This window comes from Pseudarthrobacter sp. alpha12b (genome assembly GCF_054130495.1).
Genome location: NZ_CP196746.1, coordinates 4,104,757 through 4,127,355, shown reverse-complemented (window position 1 = coordinate 4,127,355; position 22,599 = coordinate 4,104,757). Strand labels below are relative to the sequence as shown.

The 22,599-nt window shown below is 65.8% G+C and carries 21 protein-coding genes; 9 read left to right on the top strand and 12 right to left on the bottom strand.

What is annotated here, in order from left to right; genetic code table 11:
- Positions 1-41 precede the first annotated feature (41 nt).
- Both ACTAQI_RS19095 and ACTAQI_RS19090 read right to left on the bottom strand, forming a co-directional pair.
- Entirely contained in the window at positions 42-707 is a 666-nt protein-coding gene (locus ACTAQI_RS19095; protein WP_457947983.1) for a response regulator, read from the bottom strand.
- Positions 704-2,284, bottom strand: coding sequence for a sensor histidine kinase (locus tag ACTAQI_RS19090; RefSeq protein WP_457951110.1), 1,581 nt, complete (start codon positions 2,282-2,284; stop codon positions 704-706). The genes ACTAQI_RS19095 and ACTAQI_RS19090 overlap by 4 nt, the downstream gene beginning before the upstream one ends.
- 309 nt (positions 2,285-2,593) lie before the next feature.
- On the opposite strand from ACTAQI_RS19090, the gene ACTAQI_RS19085 reads away from it, so the two are divergent.
- The 4 genes from ACTAQI_RS19085 to ACTAQI_RS19070 are packed head-to-tail and all read left to right on the top strand — an operon-like array spanning position 2,594 to position 6,092.
- Positions 2,594-3,604: a Bug family tripartite tricarboxylate transporter substrate binding protein gene (locus ACTAQI_RS19085; RefSeq protein ID WP_457947981.1), complete on the top strand. Its 1,011-nt coding sequence runs from the start codon at positions 2,594-2,596 to the stop codon at positions 3,602-3,604.
- Positions 3,601-4,104, top strand: a complete 504-nt coding sequence (locus tag ACTAQI_RS19080; RefSeq protein ID WP_457947979.1) for a tripartite tricarboxylate transporter TctB family protein — start codon at positions 3,601-3,603, stop codon at positions 4,102-4,104. The genes ACTAQI_RS19085 and ACTAQI_RS19080 overlap by 4 nt, the downstream gene beginning before the upstream one ends.
- A complete protein-coding gene (locus ACTAQI_RS19075; protein WP_457947977.1) occupies positions 4,105-5,643 on the top strand; it encodes a tripartite tricarboxylate transporter permease in 1,539 nt (512 codons plus the stop codon). It begins immediately after the preceding gene.
- A gap of 56 nt (positions 5,644-5,699) precedes the next feature.
- Positions 5,700-6,092, top strand: coding sequence for a universal stress protein (locus ACTAQI_RS19070; RefSeq protein WP_457947975.1), 393 nt, complete (start codon positions 5,700-5,702; stop codon positions 6,090-6,092).
- Here ACTAQI_RS19070 and ACTAQI_RS19065 read toward each other — a convergent pair.
- On the bottom strand, positions 6,089-6,979 hold the full coding sequence (locus ACTAQI_RS19065; protein WP_457947974.1) for a fumarylacetoacetate hydrolase family protein: 891 nt from the start codon (positions 6,977-6,979) through the stop codon (positions 6,089-6,091). The genes ACTAQI_RS19070 and ACTAQI_RS19065 overlap by 4 nt on opposite strands.
- A 205-nt stretch (positions 6,980-7,184) precedes the next feature.
- Here ACTAQI_RS19065 and ACTAQI_RS19060 point away from each other — a divergent pair, with 205 nt between their 5' ends.
- A complete protein-coding gene (locus ACTAQI_RS19060) occupies positions 7,185-7,445 on the top strand; it encodes a hypothetical protein (RefSeq protein WP_457947972.1) in 261 nt (86 codons plus the stop codon).
- Positions 7,446-7,535: 90 nt separating this feature from the next.
- On the opposite strand, the gene ACTAQI_RS19055 is transcribed toward ACTAQI_RS19060, so the two are convergent.
- The 5 genes from ACTAQI_RS19055 to ACTAQI_RS19035 all read right to left on the bottom strand — a co-directional run bounded on the left by ACTAQI_RS19055 (position 7,536) and on the right by ACTAQI_RS19035 (position 13,463).
- Complete coding sequence (locus tag ACTAQI_RS19055) at positions 7,536-7,781, bottom strand: hypothetical protein (protein WP_457947971.1); 246 nt, start codon at positions 7,779-7,781, stop codon at positions 7,536-7,538.
- Between the two features lie 162 nt (positions 7,782-7,943).
- Entirely contained in the window at positions 7,944-9,536 is a 1,593-nt protein-coding gene (gene hutH / locus ACTAQI_RS19050) for a histidine ammonia-lyase (RefSeq protein ID WP_457947970.1), read from the bottom strand.
- A gap of 102 nt (positions 9,537-9,638) precedes the next feature.
- Positions 9,639-11,348 carry a urocanate hydratase gene (gene hutU, locus ACTAQI_RS19045; RefSeq protein ID WP_457947969.1) on the bottom strand — a complete coding sequence of 570 codons (1,710 nt, stop codon included), beginning with the start codon at positions 11,346-11,348 and terminating at the stop codon, positions 9,639-9,641.
- A gap of 140 nt (positions 11,349-11,488) precedes the next feature.
- Complete coding sequence (locus ACTAQI_RS19040) at positions 11,489-12,331, bottom strand: IclR family transcriptional regulator (protein WP_457947968.1); 843 nt, start codon at positions 12,329-12,331, stop codon at positions 11,489-11,491.
- 160 nt (positions 12,332-12,491) lie between these two features.
- Positions 12,492-13,463 carry an NAD(P)-dependent alcohol dehydrogenase gene (locus ACTAQI_RS19035; protein ID WP_457947966.1) on the bottom strand — a complete coding sequence of 324 codons (972 nt, stop codon included), beginning with the start codon at positions 13,461-13,463 and terminating at the stop codon, positions 12,492-12,494.
- Positions 13,464-13,704: 241 nt separating this feature from the next.
- Between ACTAQI_RS19035 and ACTAQI_RS19030 the strand changes: the two genes are divergently transcribed.
- Entirely contained in the window at positions 13,705-15,216 is a 1,512-nt protein-coding gene (locus ACTAQI_RS19030) for an amino acid permease (RefSeq protein WP_457947964.1), read from the top strand.
- 55 nt (positions 15,217-15,271) lie between these two features.
- Here the strand turns inward: ACTAQI_RS19030 and ACTAQI_RS19025 are convergent, their stop codons facing one another.
- The 3 genes from ACTAQI_RS19025 to ACTAQI_RS19015 all read right to left on the bottom strand — a co-directional run bounded on the left by ACTAQI_RS19025 (position 15,272) and on the right by ACTAQI_RS19015 (position 18,444).
- Complete coding sequence (locus tag ACTAQI_RS19025) at positions 15,272-16,201, bottom strand: hydroxymethylglutaryl-CoA lyase (RefSeq protein WP_457947963.1); 930 nt, start codon at positions 16,199-16,201, stop codon at positions 15,272-15,274.
- The gene (locus ACTAQI_RS19020) at positions 16,201-17,529 is read right to left on the bottom strand and encodes a CaiB/BaiF CoA transferase family protein (protein WP_457947961.1); all 1,329 of its coding nucleotides are present in this window, start codon (positions 17,527-17,529) and stop codon (positions 16,201-16,203) included. Before ACTAQI_RS19020 ends, ACTAQI_RS19025 begins: the two co-directional genes overlap by 1 nt.
- A gap of 141 nt (positions 17,530-17,670) precedes the next feature.
- A complete protein-coding gene (locus ACTAQI_RS19015; RefSeq protein WP_457947960.1) occupies positions 17,671-18,444 on the bottom strand; it encodes an IclR family transcriptional regulator in 774 nt (257 codons plus the stop codon).
- A 231-nt stretch (positions 18,445-18,675) separates the two neighbouring features.
- Between ACTAQI_RS19015 and ACTAQI_RS19010 the strand changes: the two genes are divergently transcribed.
- The 3 genes from ACTAQI_RS19010 to ACTAQI_RS19000 all read left to right on the top strand — a co-directional run bounded on the left by ACTAQI_RS19010 (position 18,676) and on the right by ACTAQI_RS19000 (position 21,520).
- Entirely contained in the window at positions 18,676-19,515 is an 840-nt protein-coding gene (locus tag ACTAQI_RS19010) for an ABC transporter ATP-binding protein (protein ID WP_457947958.1), read from the top strand.
- The gene (locus tag ACTAQI_RS19005) at positions 19,512-20,378 is read left to right on the top strand and encodes an ABC transporter permease (protein WP_457947957.1); all 867 of its coding nucleotides are present in this window, start codon (positions 19,512-19,514) and stop codon (positions 20,376-20,378) included. Before ACTAQI_RS19010 ends, ACTAQI_RS19005 begins: the two co-directional genes overlap by 4 nt.
- A gap of 65 nt (positions 20,379-20,443) precedes the next feature.
- Positions 20,444-21,520 (top strand): ABC transporter substrate-binding protein, encoded by a 1,077-nt coding sequence (locus tag ACTAQI_RS19000; RefSeq protein WP_457947956.1) that lies wholly within the window; start codon positions 20,444-20,446, stop codon positions 21,518-21,520.
- A gap of 122 nt (positions 21,521-21,642) precedes the next feature.
- Here ACTAQI_RS19000 and ACTAQI_RS18995 read toward each other — a convergent pair whose 3' ends face one another.
- A complete protein-coding gene (locus ACTAQI_RS18995; protein WP_457947955.1) occupies positions 21,643-22,506 on the bottom strand; it encodes an SDR family oxidoreductase in 864 nt (287 codons plus the stop codon).
- Between the last annotated feature and the right edge of the window lie 93 nt (positions 22,507-22,599).

The window sequence follows — 22,599 nt, the reverse complement described above, 5'->3', positions numbered from 1 at the left end:
CGGCCTGGTCCCAGCGGGGAGCTGTTGCCAGCCAGGCCTGGTCAGGCCTTCAGCACGTACCGCCGCTCCGGACGTCCCACACCGTACTTGAGCCGCACGTCCAGGGTTCCTTCGTCATGCAGGTATTCCAGGTAGCGGCGGGCACTGACCCTGGAGGTGCCCAGTTCCTGCGCCACCTCGGCGGCTGACACGTCACCGGGAGCAGCGTTGAGCGCGGCCTCCACCAGCTTCAGCGTTTCGATGCTGCAGCCCTTGGGCAGCGGACGCTCGGCCCGGTCCAGGCCGAACACCCGGTTGACGTCCGACTGTTCTGCGACGTCCTTGGACGCATCAAGGCTTTGGTAGGCGTTGCGGTAATGCTCCAGTCGCTCCTGGAGGTCCGTCTGGGAAAAGGGCTTGATCAGGTAATGGACAATGCCGCCGCGCAGTGCCTTCCGCACGGTCTCCACCTCACGGGCGGCGCTGATCACCAGCACGTCCAGCTCGGGGGCCACCGCACGCAGGCGCCCCATCAGGTCCAGGCCATTGATGTCCGGCAGGTGGATGTCCAGCAGGACCAGGTCCGGCTGGAGCCGTTCCGTTTCCGCGACGGCCTGCGCTCCGGTATGGGCAGCACCCACCACAGTGAATCCGGGCGTGCGCTGGATGAAGCCGGCATGCACCTTGGCCACCATGAAATCGTCGTCGACGATCAGGACCTTGATCATGGCTGGACACTCCCTCGTTTCAGCACGGCGGTAAAGACAGCCCCATTATCGTTGGCCACGGTCAGGTTCCCCCCGCTCCGGCGGCACACTGCCCGCGACAGTGCCAGCCCGAAGCCGCGGCTGCCGGCAGGCCCCGGGTCCTTGGTGGTGAAGCCCTGGCGGAAAATCCGGTCGGTGGCACCGCCGGGGACACCGGGGCCGTTGTCCCGCACCGTCACCACAACGTCTCCCCCGCCGCCGCCCTCCACCAACACCTTGACGGCTGCCCGGGGAAGCCCGGTGACGGCGTCGAACGCGTTGTCCACCAGGTTCCCCACCACTGTGGCGAGGTCCCGGGACAGCCCGTCATCGACCCTGTCCAGCACGGAATCCGGGTCCAGTTGCAGGGCCGCGCCGCGTTCGGTGGCGAGGCTCGACTTGGCGATCAGCAGGGCGGCGAGCGCGGGGTCCTTGATGCGGGCTGTCACTTCGTCATTGAGCCGGGTCCGGTCCACGGTGGCGCCGTTGACGAACTGGACAACGGAATCGTACTCGCCGATCTGGATCAGGCCGGAAATGACATGGAGCTGGTTGGCGAACTCGTGCGCCTGGGCCCGGAGGGTGTCCGTGGCGGTGCGGGTGGTCCCCAGCTCGTGCTCCAGTTCCGAGAGCTCCGTGCGGTCGCGAAGGGTGGTCACCGAGCCGATCACCTTGCCGCGGGACTGGAAGGGCACGCGGTTCATCACCACCAGCCGGTCCCCCACGAGCACCAACTGGTCCGGCCCGGGCTGCTCGCGGGTGAGGACCTCCTTGAGGGCGGGTTCGACGGCGAGGGCCGCCACCCGTTTGCCCACACAGTCACGCGGCAGTCCCAGCAGGGCACGCGCACTGTGGTTGGCCACCGTGATCCGCTCGTGCAGGTCCAGCGCCACGACGCCCTCCTTGAGCCCGTGCAGCATGGCCTCACGGTTTTCCACCAGGCTGGTGATTTCGCTGGGCTCCATGCCAAGGGTTTGCCGCTTGACCCGGCGGGACAGCAGGAGGGAGCCGGCGATGCCCAGTACGCTCGCCACCCCCAGGTAGGTCAGCAGGTTGGGCACGGCGTCGCCCAGCCGCTCAAGCACAGTGGGATAGTTGCGGCTGATGGAAGCGATCCCGATCATGCGCCCGGTGTCGTCCAGGACCGGAACATGCGCCGACAGGAGCGGGGCAGGGGTTCCGCCCACTACCCCCGTCCAGGCGCGGCCTTCCATCACCCTGCTTGCGCCGAGCTCCAGCGGCAGGCCCAGCAGGCTGGGGTCCGAGGACGCCACCACGGTCCGGTCCAGTTTCGCCAGCGCCACCCGGGACGAGCCCGAGACGATCCGGACGGACTCCGCCACCGCTGGCAACACTGCCCCGCCGCGCGGTTCCGTCTCGGGGAGGAGCTCACGCACCACGGGGTTGCCGCCCAGGGCCTCCGCGGCCGACAGGGCGCGCCGGCCTTCAATCCGCTCGAACGCCGCCGCTGACTGGGCCAGGGAGATGGCCACCACGCCCACCAGGACCGCGAGGACAATGAGCAACTGCAGCAGAAGGTACTGCCCCGCGAGGGACATTCCTCGTCGTCGAGTCACAATGGTCTTCCTGATGTTGCTGGTTGGACCGGGTTGTCCGGCAGTATTTGGCTGGCCTCCGGTGCGCGCAAAAGTATGGGGCGCGGAGCCGCGGTAGTACCGGGAACTATATCCCAAAGCCCGCAGCAGGGCCGCTGTGGGGTTTCGGAAACGTGAACGCAATGAACACAACTTTCTCTGCGTACACAAGAGTGATCAGCGTCACGGGCACCCCTAGCATCGGAACCACAAGGCATCGGAACCACAAGTCAGCCGATGCTGGTCAGATTTGTTTTGAGAGAAGAGGAACACATGCGCCAGATCCGCGCATTGCGAATTGCCGCCGTTGCTGCCGGCATCGCCCTGATGGCCACCGGCTGCGGTGCCACCAGCAAGAGCTCCACCGGTTCGGAAAGCTCCGGCGCCGCCGCCGGACCCATCACCGGCCTCCAGATCATGGTTCCCAACACGCCGGGCGGCGGCTACGACACCACCGCCCGCGCCGCTGCGAAGGTCCTCGACGACGAGAAGATTTCCACCAACACCGAGGTCTTCAACCTGGCCGGTGCCGGCGGCACCGTGGGCCTTGCCCGGATCGTCAACGAAAAAGGCAACGGCGACCTTGCCATGCTCATGGGCCTGGGCGTTGTGGGTGCCAGCTACACCAACAAGTCCGAGTCCAAGCTGACCGACACCACTCCGCTGGCCCGCCTCATCGAAGAGCCCGGTGCCATCATGGTCAGCAAGGACTCCCCGTACAAGACCATCGATGACCTGGTGAAGGCCTGGAAGGCCGATCCCGGCTCCATCTCCGTGGGCGGCGGCTCCTCCCCCGGCGGCCCGGACCACCTGCTGCCCATGCAGCTGGCGGGTGCCGTGGGGATCGACGCCACCAAGGTCAACTTCGTCTCCTACGACGGCGGCGGCGACCTCCTGCCCGCGATCCTCGGCAACAAGCTCGGCTTCGCCGCCTCCGGTGCCGGCGAGTACCTGAAGCAGATCGAGTCCGGCGAGGTCCGCGTCCTGGCCACCAGCGGCGAAAAGCGCCTCGACGGCGTGGACGCACCCACCCTCAAGGAATCCAACATCGACCTGGTGTTCACCAACTGGCGCGGCGTCGTGGCCCCTCCGGGGATCAGCGACAAGGACAAGGCGGCCCTGATCGCAGCCCTGGAAAAGATGCACAGCACTGAGGGCTGGAAGGAAGCGCTGAAGACCCACAGCTGGACCGACGCCTTCATCACCGGCGACAAGTTCAAGACCTTCCTCACCGAGCAGGACAAGCGGGTGGCGGACGTCCTCACCAAGCTTGGGTTGGCGTGACATCCCTGACCACAGGTCTCAAAGGCCGCTCCGAGCTGGGAGTCGCACTCCTGCTCGGGGCGGCCGGCGTCATGGTCTTCCTGGACGCCAACGGCCTGGTGACCCCGTATTCGAAGTCTGACCCGGTAGGGCCCAAAACCGTTCCGTTCATCGTGGCCGGAATGCTGGTGGTCTGCGCCGTACTGCTGGCCATCAACGTCCTGCGCGGCGGCAAGGGTGAAGCTGAGGGCGGCGAGGACGTCGACCTGGCGCACCCCGCCGACTGGAAGACCATCCTCCCCCTGGCTGGGGCCTTCATCCTGAACATCCTGCTCATCGACTGGGCCGGCTGGGTCATTTCCGGCACCGTCCTGTTCTGGGGCAGCGTCCTGGCCCTCGGCAGCCGCCATTACGTCCGGGACGGGCTGATCTCCGTGGCGCTGTCCCTGCTGACCTTCTACGGCTTCTACCTCGGCCTGGGCATCGCACTGCCGGCCGGCCTCCTGGAAGGAATCCTCTAAATGGACGTCTGGTCCTCCCTCATGGACGGCTTTGCCACCGCCCTGACCCCCATGAATTTTATGTATGCCGTGATCGGCGTCATCCTGGGCACCGCCGTCGGCGTCCTCCCGGGACTGGGTCCGGCTATGACCGTCGCCCTGCTGCTCCCCGTCACGTACGCCCTGGAACCCACCAGCGCGTTCATCATGTTCGCCGGCATCTACTACGGCGGCATGTACGGCGGCTCCACCACCTCGATCCTCCTCAACACCCCCGGCGAATCGTCGTCCGTAGTCACCGCCATCGAAGGCAACAAGATGGCCAAGGCGGGCCGGGCGGCGCAGGCGCTTGCGACGGCGGCCATCGGCTCGTTCGTCGCCGGCACCATTGGCACGGCGCTGCTGGCCGTCTGTGCACCGATCGTGGTGAAGTTCGCCGTCAGCCTTGGCGCGCCCAGTTACTTCGCCATCATGGTTTTGGCCCTGCTGGCCGTCACGGCCGTGCTCGGCTCGTCGCGGCTGCGCGGTTTCGCCTCCCTGGGCCTCGGCCTGGCCATCGGGCTGGTGGGAATGGACTCCGTCACCGGCCAACGCCGCCTGACGTTCGGCCAGCCGCTCCTGGCGGACGGCCTGGACATCGTGGTGGTGGCAGTAGCCATCTTCGCCGTGGGCGAGGCCCTCTGGGTCGCCGCGCACCTCCGCCGCACCCCGCTGCATGCGATCCCCGTGGGGCAGCCCTGGATGGGCAAGTCCGACTGGAAGCGCTCATGGAAGCCGTGGCTGCGCGGTACCGCATTCGGCTTCCCCTTCGGGGCCCTGCCGGCCGGTGGTGCCGAGATCCCCACATTCCTGTCCTATGTCACGGAGAAACGCCTCAGCAAGCACCCTGAAGAGTTCGGCAAGGGTGCCATTGAGGGTGTTGCGGGCCCGGAAGCAGCCAACAACGCTGCCGCCGCAGGCACCCTGACCCCGATGCTGGCCCTGGGCCTGCCCACGAACGCCACGGCCGCCGTGATGCTCGCCGCCTTTACGTCCTACGGCATCCAGCCGGGACCGCAGCTCTTCACCAGCCAGGGTCCCTTGGTGTGGGCGCTGATCGCCAGCCTCTTCATCGGCAACTTCCTGCTGCTGATCATCAACCTGCCGCTGGCACCGATGTGGGCCAAGCTGCTGCAGCTCCCCCGCCCGTACCTGTACGCCGGCATCCTGTTCTTCGCCACGCTGGGCGCCTACTCGGTGAACCTGCAGGCGTTCGACCTGGTGATCCTGCTGGTCCTGGGCGCACTCGGGTTCATGATGCGGCGCTTCGGGCTTCCCGTGCTGCCGCTGATCCTTGGCGTGATTTTGGGCCCGCGGATCGAAGGGCAGCTCCGCAAGACCCTGCAGCTGAGCGCAGGCGACCCGGCAGGGCTCCTGGGTGAGCCGATCGCCGTCGGCATCTATGTCATCATTGGCCTCATCCTGCTCTGGCCGTTTGCCTACAAGCTGTTCCGCCGCAACCGTCCGGAGCGCAGGCCGCTGGTTCCCGCCAATTCGGGTGCCGCGGACTACAGCGACTGAGCAGGCGCCGCGTAAAAGCCCACCTACCCGCATCGAGCAGAAACTAAGGAGACACCATGACAGTCGTTGTGGGATACGTCCCGACACCTGAGGGCGAAGCTGCCCTCACCCAGGCCATCACCGAAGCCCGGAAGAGCAACACCACCCTGGTGCTGATCAACTCCTCCAAGGGCGAGGCCGTTGTGGACACCCGTTTCGCCCAGGACGGCGACATCCAGGACATCGAGCAGCGGCTGGCCGGCCAAGGCATCCAGTACCTGATCAAGCGGCCCGTCCGCGGCCATGACGCGGCGGCTGAAGTGCTGGATGCCGCCGAGGAGCACAAGGCCGACCTGATTGTGATTGGCCTGCGCCGCCGTACCCCGGTGGGCAAGCTGATCATGGGCAGCACGTCCCAGCGCATCCTGCTTGAAGCGGACTGCCCGGTCCTGGCCGTAAAGGCGGGCTAAGCCGTTGGTCTAGGCCGTAGCGGCCGCCCCGCCCGGAACAGCTCCTGGCGCTGGCGGCCCAGGCCCTCCACCTCTACCTCCACCACGTCGCCCGGCTGGAGGTAGGGGAAACGGCCGCTCAGGGCCACGCCCTGCGGGGTTCCGGTGAGGATCACGTCGCCCGGTTCCAGCCGCATGTACTGGCTGCAGTGGTGGACCAGCGTGGCCGCATCAAAGATGAGTTCCTCGGACGTGGAATCCTGCCGCGGCTCACCGTTCACCCAGCTGCGCAGCCGGAGGTTGCCGCCGTCGATCTCTTCGGCCGGAACCAGCCACGGGCCCAGGGGTGTTGACCCGGGCAGCGATTTGCCCTTGGTCCATTGGCCCGCAGCGCCCGGCAGCTGGTACTCACGCTCGGAGAGGTCATTGGCCGTGACGTACCCGGCAATGCAGGCGGCTGCTTCCTCGACGGAACCGAGGTAGCTGGCTTCCCTGCCGATGACAATGCCCAGTTCCACCTCCCAGTCATATTGCGTGGAGCGGGGCGGAAGCGGGGCGGGGTCGAAGGGGCCGGTGACCGTGTTGCTGGGCTTGAGGAAGACCACGGGAATGCTGGGCGGCTCCGCCCCCGATTCCGCGGCGTGGGCGGCGTAGTTCATCCCGATGCCCACCACGGAGCCGGGCCGGGCCACGGGGGAACCAACCCGGAACGCAGCGGCCCCCTCCAGGACCGGCAACTCCCCCGCCTCCAGTGCCCTCCGGACCTGGTCCAGCCCGCCGGCAGCAAGGAATGCGCCGTCCACGTCAGCGGTCAGGGGCAGCAGGCTGAAGTACCGGTCGGCGCCGTCCGAGGTGACCAGGACGGCAGGCTGCTCGCTGCCGCTTTCGCCCAGGCGCATGATCTTCATACCGGTTTCTCCTCAAGCAGTATCGATAGTGGTTCCGGGGCCTGTGGGCACCCGCTTCCATGGTCCTTGATTTCGCTGCGGCGCCGCGAACAGACGCTTTGTGACCGCATCAAAGACCTTCCAAAGGGCAGACATCTGACATATAACAGAAGCAGTCGGTAGAATGTTGGAGCCATCCTGGCATGAGACACAGAAAGTTCAGTACATGACTACAGCCACCTTGGAGCGCGTCCCCCCCGCTGCCCAGCCCACCGAAGGACCCGCCCCGCGGTCCATCAGCCTGGAGTTCTCCAGCGCCAGTGAGGTCCACGCCGGCCTGGAAGAGGCCGTGGCCGACCTGATCGAGGTCGCAGCGCAGGACGCCGCCTGCGGCATCCTGGTCACCCGGCTGCACCCGGGACGCTACACGGTAGCCCTGGACGAATCAGTACCGTTTGGCGAAACGTACGAGTCCTTCGCCGCCTGACCCACCCACAAAAAATCCCCGCACGCCGGTTTGGAGTGCGGGGATTTTTTGGCTGCTGGTGGTTTCAGCTGATTGCTGCCTGCGGGGCTGCTAGCTGCGGCGGACCTGCACGCCGTCGGACTTCAGGAAAAGCTCCTTCTCTGCAGGGCCTGACGGGCCGGCCGGCACCAGCCAAAGGACGTTGCCGCTTTGCGACACCTCTTCAACTTCCCCGGCTGCCACCACATGCGCATGCTTGATGATCTCGACCCGGTCCCCCGCCTGGAGGGATTTCCAGTTGGACACCGCGGCGGAATGGGCATTGCGCCTCGATAAGACTGCCCCACGTGCTTTCATTTGAACTTCTACCCCTTTGTATCGTTCTACTGCCACAGCCTCTTTGATGTGACTTTCACTACACCTTCAGTTCTACTACACTCCCGGCGCCACGGTGGGCCGTGGCGCCGGAAATTCCGCCCCTCGGACGGACACGAAGCAGCTACTGAAGATTGTTCGGTGTCAGGCGAGCGGCCCGACGGCGGATTCGGCCGCCCGCAGCACGTCCCCTGAGGCGACCAGGCGGTCAGCCGCTTCCAGTTCCGGAGACAGGAAACGGTCCGTTCCCGGCCCCTCCACCACAGTGCGGAGGGCAGCCACCACGGCCGCGCCCGCCGGGCCGGGTGTCAGGACGCCACCCGAGAGCTGCGTCCGGATGTCCAGGGCCCGCGCAGCGGTGACCAGCTCGATGGCCAGGACGCGGCGCAGGTTCTCCACCGCCTTGCGCAGCTTCCGCGCGGCGTGCCAGCCCATGGACACGTGGTCCTCCTGCATGGCCGAGCTCGGGATCGAGTCCACGGACGCCGGAACGGCCAGCCGCTTGTTGTCCGACACCAGCCCGGCCTGGGTGTACTGGGCGATCATCAGCCCCGAGTCCACGCCGGGATCAGCAGCGAGGAACGCGGGGAGGCCGTGCGAGCGGGCGGGATCCAGCATCCGGTCCGTCCGGCGTTCGGCGATGGAACTGAGGTCCGCGACGGCGATGGCCAGGTAATCCAGGACGTACGCCACCGGCGCGCCGTGGAAGTTGCCGTTGGAGCTCACCCGCCCGTCGGGCAGGACCACGGGGTTGTCGATCGCTGCGGCCAGCTCGCGGGACGCCACCAGCTCGGCGTGGTCCACGGTGTCGCGGACGGCGCCGGCCACCTGCGGGGCACAGCGCAGGGAGTATGCGTCCTGCACCCGGGAGTCCCCCACCTTGTGGGACGCCACGATCGGTGAATCCGAGAGTACGCGCAGCATGTTGTCCGCGCTGGCAGCCTGGCCCGGGTGCGGCCGGAGCGCAGCGTGCAGTTCGGGCAGGAACACCTGGTCGGTTCCCAGCAGCGCCTCGACGCTGAGGGCCGCGGTGATGTCCGCCGTCGCCAGCAACTGGCGAAGGTCAGCGATGGCCATGAGGAGCATGCCCAGCATGCCCTCGGTGCCGTTGACCAGCGCCAGCCCTTCCTTTTCCGCAAGGGTGACCGGCTTGATGCCGTGCTCCGCCAGCAGTTCAGTGACGGGCCGCTCTCCCCGCCCGCCGTACCTAACGCCGTCGGGCCCTTCCGCCTCGCCTTCGCCCATCAGCACCAGGGCGCAGTGCGACAGCGGCGCGAGGTCGCCGGAGCAGCCCAGCGACCCGAATTCGCGGACCACTGGCGTGATGCCGGCATTGAGGACGTCCACCATGGTCTGTAGGACCACGGGGCGGACTCCCGTGCGGCCGGACGCGAGGGTCTTGGCGCGCAGGAACATGATGCCGCGGACCACTTCGCGCTCCACAGCCGGCCCCATGCCCGCGGCGTGGCTCCGGATCAGTGACTTCTGCAGCTGGGTCCGCAGTTCGTTGGGAATGTGGCGGTTGGCCAGCGCGCCGAAGCCGGTGGAGATGCCGTAGGCGGGGACGTCGCTGGCGGCGAGGTCATCGATGTGGGCGCGCACCTTGGCGACGGTTTCCAGGGCTTCCGGGGAGATGGTCAACGTGGCGCCGTGGCGCGCGACGGCGAGCACATCCTGGGGCGTGACGCCCGCGGACCCGAGGGTGACGGTCAGCGGTTCGTGGGTAATAGCAGTCAATTTAAGTTCCTTGTGGTGGGGTTCCCATCGACTGCTCCGTACTTGTCGTTTTGTGGGCTCTAAACGACACCTACGGAGCAATCGATGAGGGGTTGGGCCGGGTCAGCGGGTTTCGGCGGGGCTCTCTTGCATGGGGATGCGGACGCCGCGTTCCTTGGCGACGTCGAGGGCACGCTCGTAGCCGGCGTCCGCGTGGCGGATAACGCCCATGCCGGGGTCGTTGGTCAGCAGGCGTTCGAGCTTTTGGGCGGCGAGGTCGGTGCCGTCGGCGACGGAGACCTGGCCGGCGTGGATGGAGCGGCCAATGCCAACACCGCCGCCGTGATGAAGGGAGACCCAGGTGGCGCCGGAGGCGGTGTTCAGCAGGGCGTTGAGCATGGGCCAGTCGGCGATGGCGTCCGAGCCGTCCTTCATGGCTTCGGTTTCGCGGTACGGGGAGGCTACGGAGCCGGAGTCCAGGTGGTCGCGGCCGATGACGATGGGGGCCTTGACCTTGCCGTCCTTGACCAACTGGTTGAACAGCAGGCCGGCCTTGGCGCGTTCGCCGTAGCCCAGCCAGCAGATGCGGGCCGGCAGGCCTTCGAACTCGACACGTTCCTGGGCGGCGTCGATCCAGCGGTGCAGGTGCTTGTTCTCGGGGAAGAGCTCCTTGATCGCTTCGTCCGTGACGCGGATGTCTTCGGGGTCACCGGACAGGGCAACCCAGCGGAACGGGCCAAGGCCTTCGCAGAAGAGCGGCCGGATGTAAGCGGGAACGAAGCCGGGGAATTCGAAGGCTCGGGTGTAGCCGCCCTTGCGGGCCTCATCGCGGATGGAGTTGCCGTAGTCGAACACCTCTGCGCCGGCGTCCTGGAATTCCACCATGGCCTGCACGTGCCGTGCCATGGAGGCCTGGGCCTTCTTGGTGAAACCTTCGGGGTCAGCCTCAGCTTCGCGGTGCCACTCGTCCACCGAGATGCCCTCGGGGAGGTAGCTGAGCGGATCGTGGGCCGAGGTCTGGTCGGTGACGATGTCCACGGTGAGTTCGCCGGCTTTGTGGCGGCGCAGGATCTCGGGGAAGACTTCGGCGGCGTTGCCCACGTAACCCACGGACCAGCCGCGGCGCTCTTCCTTGGCCTTGAGCACCTTGGCGATGGCGGCGTCGAGGTCTGTTTCCACCTCGTCCAGGTAGCGCTTGCCGGCACGGCGGCGCAGGCGGGACTCGTCGACGTCGACAATCAGGCAGGCGCCCTCGTTCAGGGTGACGGCGAGCGGCTGGGCGCCACCCATGCCGCCGCAGCCGCCGGTCAGCGTCAGCGTGCCGGCGAGCGTGCCATTCTCATCCCCGGTCAGCTTGCGGGCGATCGCCGCGAAAGTCTCGAAGGTGCCCTGCAGGATGCCCTGCGTGCCGATGTAGATCCAGGACCCCGCGGTCATCTGGCCGTACATCATCAGGCCCTCGGCCTCGAGCCGGCGGAATTCGGGCCAGGTGGCCCAGTCGCCAACCAGGTTGGAGTTGGCCAGCAGCACGCGGGGCGCCCATTCGTTGGTGCGGAACACGCCCACCGGCTTGCCGGACTGGACCAGGAGGGTCTCGTCCTTTTCCATGGTTTCCAGCGTGCGGGTGATGGCGTCGAATGCCGCCCATGAGCGGACGGCGCGGCCGGTGCCGCCGTAAACCACCAGGTCATCCGGGCGTTCGGCGACCTCAGGGTCCAGATTGTTCATCAGCATGCGCAGCGGTGCTTCGGTCTGCCAGGACCTGGCGGTGAGCTCGGTGCCGCGGGCTGCTTTGACCGGGCGGGCACCGGTGGTGAAATCGGCGGGTGCCATGATGGGCTCCTTCTGGTGGTGTCTGTTGGAAGAAAGAAGTTCTGTATCCACTAAAGCCCCTCGCGGGCTGGCTTCACAGGGCTTTCGCAGGCCTACTGTCCGGCATGCCAGACAAGCGCACACGGTTTCTCGACGGGTGATTATTTGACCGGGCGCCCGTGGATCCGGACGGAGAGTTCATCGGCCACTTTCTGGACGCGGGCAGCCAATACGGGCCACTCGTCCGCTGGCAGTTTGTCCTCCAGGAAGGTGACGGCGACGGCAGCGGTGGGCCAGCCCAAGTGGTCGGTGACCGCGGCGGCGATGGAGCCAAAGCCGGGCGTCACTTCGCCGTGTTCGGTGGCATACCCCCGCTGGCGGACCTGGTCCAGGTGGGAGGACAGCGATGAATACTTCATGATGGCCCCTTCCACCTCGTGCCGGGCGCTGAAGGCTGCGGCGTTCGGGTACAGCGCCCGAACCTGCGATTTGGGGAGCGCGGCAAGGATGGCACGGCCGCTGGCGGTGAGGTGGCTGGGAAGGCGGACGCCGACGTCAGTCACCAAGGATGGACGGTTCTTGGCCCGCTCCTCCACGATGTACAGGACATCCCGGCCATGCAGCACGGCAAGGTGAGCACTCTCGCCGATGGCGTCCACCAAACTCGCTAACAGTGGGCGCCCCAGCCGGGACAGCGGCTCCTGCCGGGAGTACGCGGAGCTCAGTTCGAAGGCGCTGATGCCCAATCCGTAGCGTTGCTCCTCGTGCAGGTGGAGGACGAAGCCGTTAGCCTCCATCACCCCCAGCAGGTGATAGACACTGGAGCGGGGCAGGTCCAGGCTGGAGGCAATCTGCGAGGCCGCCATGGGTCCGCGGCGCGAAGCCAGCAGCTTAAGGATGCGCAGGGTGTTCTCCGCGGCAGGAACCTTCGAAGACACTTTGGCCGCAGCCCGGGGCGCCTGGGTTTCGGTGCCTCTTGTTTCGGTGCTTATTGCAGTGCTCATGGCCTGGAAGGTTCTTTCTGGCTAGCTATGTCCGGTATCCCGTACTTAAGCTTGCGCCCTCCGCCGGCCTTCCAAGTTCATGCAAACGCGCCCGCTGTCTGGGATACCAGACGGTTGTCGTCGTCCCACCTTCGTGCCTATGTAAAAACCCTGGTCCCGCTCAGATGCTGACCACAACTTTGCCGCGTGCCCGTCCCTCGTGGAGGTACTGGATGGCCGCCGGTGCTTCGGCGAGGGGGAAGACCCTGTCCACCGCGGGCTTGACGCTGCCGGCCTCGATCAGCGAAGCAAGGGCCTCGAGATCCAGGTGCGTTTCCTTGGCGACAAGCCCTTTTAACTTCCGGCCGGAAATCAGGGAGACCAGCGGGGCACCAAGGGACCGCTGAAATCCGCCGGTCAGCTTGCCGCCCCCTTCGCCGCCGATGATCACCAGCGTGCCCTTGGGTACGATCAGCCGGCGCAGGAGGGACAACCGCCGGTTGCCGGCCGTGTCCAGGATGACGTCGTACAGTTTCCCGGTGCCCGAAATATTGGACGTCCTGTAGTCAATGACGGCATCCGCCCCAAGGGAGCGCACCAGATCAACCTTGGCGGTGCTGCACACCCCTGTCACCTCAGCTCCAAAGGCTTTGGCCAGTTGGACCGCGAAGGATCCCACTCCCCCTCCGGCGCCAAGGATCAGCACCTTTTGGCCGACGGTAACCTGGGCGGCGTCGCGGACGGCCTGCAGGGCGGTGACTCCGGAGATCGGCGAGGCCGCCGCTTCTTCGAAGGAGAGGCTCAGGGGCTTACGGGCCACCTTGTCCTCCCTGGCGCAAACGTATTCAGCAAAGGATCCGTCGCAGGTCCCGAACACCTCGTCCCCCGCAGCAAAGCGCGTCACTCCAGGCCCTACCGCTTCCACTACGCCGGCCACTTCCCGGCCTCGCACGGGAACTTTCGGCTTCTTCAGGCCGTAGCCGAAAAGCCGGACGAGGTACGGCAGCCCGGCCATCAGGTGCCACACGCCCTGATCGACACCGGCCGCCCGCACCTTGACCAGTACCTGGCCGTCCCCGGGCTCGGGGCGGGCGATGTCCCGCAACTCGAGCACGTCTGCTGATCCATAAGTGTCCTGCACGATTGCTTTCATCGTCGGTCTCCTTCGGGCTGCTGGTACCGGGCGTAACCTCATCCGCCCAGTTCCACGGCGGCCCCTCAAGGTAAGGAAAAGCCGGCATCGAGTCAAGGGGCCGGCCTCTGAAGCGGACAGGCAGGCACCCGCTGCCCAGTCTGGAACCGAAGACACCAACCCTCCGTGAGCCTCATCACGGCGACTCCGAAGATGGTCTGCTGGTTAGCGGTTCCCCTCCCAATGACGAGAAGGTATTTGCATGCAACCAGCTCCAACCCCAACCCGGATCGAGAGTCCGGCGGAACAGCAGAAGCCGTCCAACGGCGTCGGACATGTCCTCAACAGGGGACTCAATGTGCGGCACATCCGCTTCATGGCCCTCGGATCGGCGATCGGCACCGGCCTCTTTTATGGCTCCGCCTCCGCCATCCAGAAAGCCGGACCGGCCGTCCTGCTGGCCTACATCATCGGCGGCGCCGCCGTGTTCATGGTGATGCGGGCCCTGGGCGAGATGGCGGTGCGGCACCCGGTGTCGGGCTCCTTCAGCCAGTATGCAGGCCGCTACCTTGGACCCCTGGCCGGCTTCGTGACCGGCTGGACGTACGTGTTCGAGATGGCGATCGTGGCCATCGCCGATGTCACCGCATTCAGCATCTATATGGGGTTCTGGTTCCCACAGGTGGACCGCTGGATCTGGATCCTTGCCGTCATCTGCTTCCTGGCGGCGCTGAATCTGCTCAGCGTCAAGGTCTTCGGCGAACTGGAGTTCTGGTTCTCGCTGATCAAGGTGGCAGCCATTATTGCCATGATTGCCGGCGGCGCCGCCATCATCGTGTTCGGTTTCCAGGGCGGCGGCTCCGGCGTGACCCCGGGACTGGGCAACCTGGTGGAGCACGGCGGCCTTTTTCCGAACGGCTTCGAAGGCCTGCTGGCATCGTTCGCCGTGGTGATGTTCGCGTTCGGCGGCATCGAGACCCTGGGCATCACGGCCGGCGAGGCCGCCGACCCCAAGAAGGTCATTCCCAAGGCCGTCAACACCGTCCCCGTGCGCGTGCTGCTGTTCTACGTCCTGACCTTGGGAGTCCTGATGAGCCTCTTCCCGTGGGACCAGGTGGGCACCGGCGGCAGCCCGTTCGTGCAGATTTTCAGCGGCCTGGGCATCCCGGCAGCACCCCACATCCTGAACGCCGTGGTGATCACCGCCGCACTCTCCGCCATCAACAGCGACATCTTCGGCGCCGGGCGCATCCTCTTCGGGCTCTCCAACCAGGGCCACGCACCGGCTGCTTTCGGCAAGGTTTCCCGGCACGGCGTCCCCTGGATGACCGTGGTCATGATGGCAGGAATCCTGCTGGTGGGCGTGGTCCTCAACGCGGTCATTCCGGAGGACGTGTTCCTGGTGATTGCCTCGATCGCCACCTTCGCCACCGTCTGGGTGTGGGTGATGATCCTGGCCTCGCACGTGGCAATGAAGCGGGAAATTGCGCGCAATGCCCTGCCGGCATCGGAATTCCCGTCACCGTGGTGGCCCGCTGCCTCCGTCCTCACCATCGCGTTCATGGCGCTGGTGATCGCCATCCTGGGCGCCTTCGAGGACACCCGGATCGCGCTGTACGTCGGCGCGGTGTGGCTGGGACTGCTGGTCATGGCGTATCGGCTGTGGATCAAGGGTGACGGACGACGCCGGGCCCACCTTGAGGACGAAACCTCGCCGCTGTCGGCGGTCTCCTCCGCCCCGATAACGTCTCCTGCCGGGAGCAGGCGGACCTAAAGGCGGGACGCTCAGACGCAGCCGGCTGGGAACTGGAGCGGAGTGACCCCAGGGCCTACGCGGCCTTGGGGAACACTCCTGCACCGGCCAGCCCCGAGCGCGGCGCAGTCTCTACCTTGGCGCAGATCCAGCGGCCCAGCTCGGTGGCAGCCAGCGGATCAATCGAGGTGGCAAACCCCGCCCGCTCCAGCATCCACGCCAGGTCCTCCGTGGAAACATTGCCGGCCGCGCCTGGAGCGAACGGGCAACCGCCCAGGCCTCCCACGGCACTGTCGAAGACCCTGACTCCCGCTGCCATGGCCGCGTAGGTGTTTGCCAGTGCAGTGTGTCGCGTTTCGTGCAGGTGGGCCCGCAGCGGCACATCCGTTTCAGATGCCAGGGCGGCAAAGACCTCGTTGACCTGCCATGGGACGGCGCAGCCGATAGTATCCGCCAAGGCAACCTCGGCCAGCGGGCCTCGTTGCAGTGCGCTGCGGACCACCGAAAGAGCCTGCTCTCCAGGGACGTCACCCTGGTACGGACAACCGAAGGCTACGGCGGCGGTGACCGTGACCGGGACGCCGGCAGTGGCAGCGATTCCGGATACCTCTTCCAAGGCGTCCAGGGCGGCGGCGACCGTCGTGTTCTGGTTGGCCGCGGCAAAGGCATCGGTCACGGGCAGGACATAGTTGATCTCGTCCACCCCCGCGTCCACGGCTCTGTGCGCACCGCGGGTGTTCAGCACCAGGCCGATGTAGCTGGCACCGGCGTCCCGCGGCACCCCGGCCATGACGGCATCGGCATCGGCCATTTGCGGAACCTTTTTGGGGTTTACGAAGCTCACAGCCTCAATCCGTCTGGCACCCAGGGCAATCAGGTCGTTGATAAGGCGCAGCTTGTCGTGGGTGCTGACCGGGACCCTTTCATTCTGCAGCCCGTCACGGGGACTGACGTCCACGATGGAGACTGAACCTCCGCGAGTGCCGGTTCCCGCAATTCCGTTCATCAGATGGCACCTTCATCCTTGGCATGCTGCAGTTCTTCGACATTCAGTTTGAGCAGCCCCCCGTAGACGTCATTGTTGTGGGAGCCAGGCGCCAGTGGCCCATTCCACGCGATGCCGCCGCTGGTCCGGGACAGCTTGGGAATGACGCCCGGCTGGACCACCGCCCCCAACTGTTCATCGGGAACTTCCACCAGCATCCCGCGCGCCCGAAGCTGGGGGTCTTCGAAGATGTCCTCGATGGTACTCACAGTGCTGTTGGGAACAGCGTGCCGGTCAAGGCACGCCACCAGTTCCGAGTGGTTGAAACCTGCGGCCCATTCGGCGATCAGTTGTTCCAACGCCTCCTGGTTGACACCTCGGGATGCGTGGTTGCTGTAGAGGGGGTCAGAAGCCAGCTCCGGGGTGCCCATTGCGGCAGCCAGCCGCACGAACACCGAGTCCTGGTTGGCAGCGATCACCACCCACTTTCCGTCGCTGGAGCGGAAAATATTCGACGGCGCTATCCCCTTCAGCCCGGAACCGCTGGGGCCCGGCACAACGCCCGCAGCCGCGAAATCGGGCACGGCACTTTCCAAAAGGGAGAAGCAAGCCTCTACGAGGGACACGTCCACAACCTGCCCCGTCCCTCCCTTGGCATCCCGCCAGTACAAGGCCAGCAGGATTCCCTGCAGCGCATAGAGCGACGCCAGGCTGTCGCCCAGCGAGATGCCTGTCCGTGGCGGTGCCTGGTCCGGGTAGCCGTTGAGGTGGCGCAGGCCGCCGCGGGCCTCGGCCACGGAAGCGTAGCCCGGCTTGTTGGCATCCGGTCCAGTCTGGCCGTAGCCGGAAACCCTGGCGATGATCAGCCCTGGGTTGCTTTGCCAAAGCACCTCGGGGGAAAGCCCGAGTTTCTCGAGTGTTCCAGGGCGGAAATTCTCCAGGATGACGTCGGCTTCCCTGCAGAGCTCCAGGAAGAGCCCACGCCCGCGGGGCGACTTGAGGTCCAGCGTCACGCATTTCTTCCCCCTTGACTGGACCGACCACCACAGCGTGTGGCCATGCACCCGGGCCCGGCCCCACTCCCGCATGGGGTCGGGACGGTCCGGAGACTCGATCTTGATCACCTCCGCACCGAAGTCTGCGAGCTGCCGTCCTGCAAACGGGCCTGCGATAAGTGATCCGAGCTCCAGGACACGCACGCCGGTCAACGGCCCGCCGGCCGTTTCCATGGCTGCGCCAGGGGCAGGTGCAGCGCCGGGCCCGGTCCACGGCCGTCCGCCAATTCCGGAGTCTGCGTTCTGCCCGGGGCGCACACCGCCAGGGCGCGAGGTCTGTGAAGTTTCCACCATCTTTGGGACTCCTGTTCTGCCGGCAACCGGTACCCCGGCCGCGTTGCCCGGCCTGCCGTGGGATCGCGAAGCATCGTTGGCACGACAACTCATATTGTGGACCTAAATTCACAATGTGGATAGAGGGAGTTGAAATCGGAGTTACTGCGGGATGGTGCCGCCGATGACCCTGGTGCCCTCTTCTGCGGCCGCCAGCACCTGTTCCACCCAGGACGCGCAGACGTCGAAAGGCATCCGCAGGGCCGGCCCCATCACCGTAAGAGCGCCGAAGAGTTCGCCCTGCGGGCCGAAAATCGGCGCCGAGATGCCGCTGGCGCCTGACACGCGCTCACCGGTGGTGATGGCGAAACCATCTGCGCGGGCTTTGGCGACCGATCCTTCCAGGCTCGCGGCATCGGTGATGGTCTGGTCGGTCAGGGATGCCAGGCCCGACCGGTACACCCGCTCGGCAACTTCCGGATTCCAGGCCAGCAGGACCCGCCCCGCCGCACCCACGTGCAGCGGCATGATTTCACCGACACTCACAACCCGGCGGAGCATGCGGCGGGTCTCGGCCAGGGCGATGCAAACCCGTTTCCCCTGGGATTCGCGAAAGATGCAGGCGGTCTCGCCCAGCTCGTCACGAAGCCTTCGCAGCACGGGCGTCAGCAGCTCCAGGAAATCCAATCCCTGGGTTGCCGGTGCCGCCCAGTGGGCCATCCGCACCCCAACCCGGTACCGGTCCCCGTGCCTGTCCAGAATCCCTTCCTGCACCATGTTCGCCACCAGGCGCTGGACCGTGGAGTGCGGCACACCGGTGCTGGAACGGATCTCGGCCAGCGACAGCTCGGGCTGCGCGAGGGAGAAAGCATCGAGGATGGCAGTGATCTTCCGAAGGACCAACAGGGGCGTGGCCGACGTTTCGCTGGAGCTCATGGGGAAAGTGTATGAGCCGCGGGGGCGTTGAGTGTGACCGAAGTAACTGTTAGCATCAGGTCCACATCATGATGGAGAACCCACGATGTGGCAGGTAAGACCTGCTGACGAGTAACACCACCAGAGGCCGCACGCAGGTCTCCGGACGCGGACCGATGCACCACTTTCGTTCCGACAGCGTGGACCAACAGGGGGAAACAAGCGGCCGGAGTTGGCCGGGAAGAGGCAAAGATGCCAGCTGCACAGCCAACCACGTCCGGATATGCCGTGGAGCTCACCGGGTGCACCAAACAATTTCCAACATCCGGGGGCGAGACCTACTTCGCAGTCCGCGACATTGACCTGAAGGTTGAACCCGGCCGCTTCGTCTCGATCGTTGGCCCAACGGGATCAGGCAAGTCCACCATCCTGAACATGGCAGCAGGGCTTCTAACTCCAAGCTTCGGAGAGGTCAAGAGCTTCGGAGAGCCGGTGACGGGAGTGAACCGCCGGGCGTCCTACATGTTCCAGCAGGACGCCCTGCTGCCGTGGAAGACCGTCATCGACAACGTCAGCCTGGGCCTGACCATGGCCGGCGTCTCCAAGGCCGAGGCCCACTCGGAATCGCGCCGCTGGCTCGAAAAGGTAGGCCTCAAGAACTTTGCGGACCGCTATCCGCACCAACTCAGCGGCGGCATGCGCAAGCGCACGGCCATCGCACAGGCCTGGATCGTGAACCCGGACATCCTCCTCATGGACGAGCCGTTTTCAGCCCTCGACGTCCAGACCCGCCAGATCATGGAAAACGAACTCCTGCAGCTATGGCAGGAATCCGGCAAGGCAGTGGTCTTCATTACCCACGACCTCGACGAAGCGATCGCACTGTCCGATGAAGTGGTAATTCTGGGAGCGGGCCCCGGGAGCACGGTGGTGGGAAGTTACCAAATCGACATTCCCCGCCCGCGCGACCTGCTGGATATCCGTGACGACCCGCGGTTTGTGGCGCTGCACCGCGAAATCTGGGGGCGCCTGAAAGTCGAAGTCTCAAAGACCTACGAAAGTGCCATGGCGGAGGAAGGTGAGGCAGCGTGACCATCCTCGGTTCACGGAGGCCGGGTTCCCGCGGGAACGGCTCTCCCGGCGGCACCCAGGACCGCAGCCCCGTCAGCCGGTCGGGCCGCCGGGGAGAAATGTCACCCTTGGCCATGCGGAGCATCCAGCTCCTCCTCACGGTTCTGGTCCTGGGAGCGTGGGAGGTCCTGGGACGGGCCGGGGTGATCGACGAATTCTTCTTCCCCCTTCCCTCGGACATCTTCCAGACCGTATGGCTCTGGGTGTCCTCAGGGTTCGTGTTCCCCCACCTTTGGGTGACCATGCAGGAAGCCATCCTCGCCTTCCTGGTGGGAGCCGCCGTCGGACTTCTCCTGGGCTTTATCCTTGCCCGCGTCCGATTCCTTGAGCGGCTGCTGGACCCTTTCCTGCAGATGTTCAATGCGCTCCCGCGCGTGGTCCTGGCCCCGATCTTCCTGCTGTGGTTTGGCCTTGGCATCTGGTCCAAGGTCGCCTTCGGCTTCACCCTGGTGTTCTTCATCGTCTTCTTCAACACACTGGAAGGCGTCAAGAGCGTGGACCGGGTCCTGGTGGACAACGCCAGGATGCTGGGGGCCAGCGAAAAGCAGCTCCTGCGCCACGTCTTCATCCCCAGCGCCCTGACCTGGATCTTCTCCAGCCTGCATATCAGCGTCGGCTTCGCCATCACCGGCGCAGTGGTGGGTGAGTACCTGGGCGCTTCGGGCGGAGTTGGATATGCCATCGCCCAAGCCCAGGGCGTGTTCGATACCAAGGGCGTGTTTGCGGGGATGTTCATCCTCATGATCGTCGTCCTGATCATCGACCTCCTCGTCAACCGCCTGGAGCGGCACCTGCTCAGGTGGCGCCCGGTCCGGTCTTCCTGACCACGCCCGGCCAAGAGCTGCTTTACCGGCGCAGAAACTCAACAACCCGCCTGAAAGGGACACTCATGACACAGAAAGCAACCCGGCGCCGTGGCCGGGTCCTCCTCCGGCCACTGACCCTGATTGCGTCGGTTGCCCTGGCGCTCTCCGCCTGTGGCGCACCCGCGGCAACACCTCCCGGCCAAAGCGGGTCGGCCGCTGCCGGCGGCGGGGGCGGCAAGGTGGTCATTGGCGTCGGCGGACAGACCCTCCTGACATATCTCCCGACCACCCTGGCCCAGCAACTTGGGTACTACAAGGATGAGGGCGTGGACGTTGAGCTTCAGGACCTCCAAGGCGGCTCCAAGGCCCTGACCGCCATGATCGGCGGCAGCACCAACGTGACCAGCGGGTATTACGAGCACACCATCCAGATGCAGGCCAAGAACCAGCAGATCAAGGCTTTCGTGGACATGGGCCAGTCATCCGGACTGGCACTGCTGGTGTCCCCGAAGAATGAAGGCCAGATCAAATCCATTGCGGACCTGAAGGGCAAGAACGTGGGCGTCACAGCTCCGGGTTCTTCCACCGACATGTTCGTGAAGTTCCTGCTGGCGAAGAACAACATGCAGCAGTCTGATGCAGCTGTTTCCGCCATCGGTGCCGGATCATCCGCTGTTGCCGCTGTTGAGCAGGGCCAGGTTGACGCCGCCGTGATGCTCGAACCGGACGTCTCGGTGCTCACCAAGCGCATCGGCCACAATCCGGTGGTCCTGGAGGATGTCCGTAGTTCCGAGGGCCTGAAGGAAGTGTTCGCCACCGATTCCTGGCCTTCCGCCTGCCTGTACGCCAAGACTGACTGGCTCAACCAGAACAAGGACACCGCCGCCAAGCTGGCCAAGGCCATCAAGCGGACCCTGGAGTACATCAACGGGCATTCGGGGGCAGAAATCGCGGCCAAAATGCCGGAAAACTTTGCCGGCGGCGACAAGGATCTCTACGCCAAAGTCATCGATGACCTCAAGAAAACTTTGAGCAAGGACGGCACGTTTACCGACGACGGGGTCCAGGCAGTCCTGAAGACCCAGCAGGTAGCCAACCCCGACGTGGGAAACAAGGAGATCAAGCTTTCCGAGACCTACACCAACGACCTCGTTAAGTAGTGCCCACGAAGCACAACCGCCGCCGGCGGCGAAGCGAATAGCGCCCCGTCCCGGCTAAGTGGTTGAAAAGCGAAAGGTGCCCGGCCCCTCATGGGGCCGGGCACCTTTGGCGTTCCGCCGTCCTACGCCGCAGCAGCGGCGGCCCGAACCGCCTGGCCGAGGGACGTCGTCGGGCGCCCGATCAGCCGGCGGAGGTCGCCGGTGCTGACCAGGAGATCGCCGCGGGCAATGCCCAAGTCGGAGTCCGCAAGGATTTCCGCGAAGGCCCCGGGCACCCCCACGGACGTGAGCAGGCCTGCGTAATCCTCGGCGGGAAGGTCGTTGTAGGTGATGGTCCTGCCGGTGGCCGCGCTGATCTCCGAGGCGAGGTCCGCCATGCTGAAGGCCTCATCGCCGCCCAGTTCGTAGACCTTTCCGGCCTGGCCGCCGGCCACCAGGACCGCGGCGGCCGCATGGGCGTAGTCGGCCCTTGAGGCAGCACTGACCTTGCCATCTCCGGCACTGCCCGCGACGGCGCCCTGGGCCATGGTTCCGGGCAACTGCTCTGTGTAGTTTTCCAGGTACCAGCCATTGCGCAGCAGCACGAACGGAACCCCGGATTCGCGCAGCAGCGCCTCGGTGGCCTTATGTTCGTCGGCCAGTTTCATTCCCGTGGTGTCAGCGTTGGCGATGCTGGTGTAGGCCAGCAGCTCCACGCCCTCAGCCTTGGCGGCTTCGATCACAGTGCGGTGCTGCTGCACCCGCCGTCCCACTTCGCTGCCGGAGACCAGCAGCACCCGCGTGGCTCCCTTGAGGGCAGCGGCAACTGACCCGACGTCGGCATAGTCCATGCGCTGCACGTGAACCCCGCGCGCAGCGAAGTCTGCGAGCTTGTCCACCGACCGGCCGGCAGCCACGATGTCCCCGGCGGCCACTCCACGCTCCAGGAGGGCTTCAATGACGTGGCGGCCCAACTGTCCGGTGGCGCCTGTAACAACAATGCTCACGATGGTTCCTTTCGGGAGTTTTACTCTGTCAGAGGACACAACCACCGCTTCTTCCCGGAACTTCCCAAGAGGGAGTACGCACTTCAAAGTAAG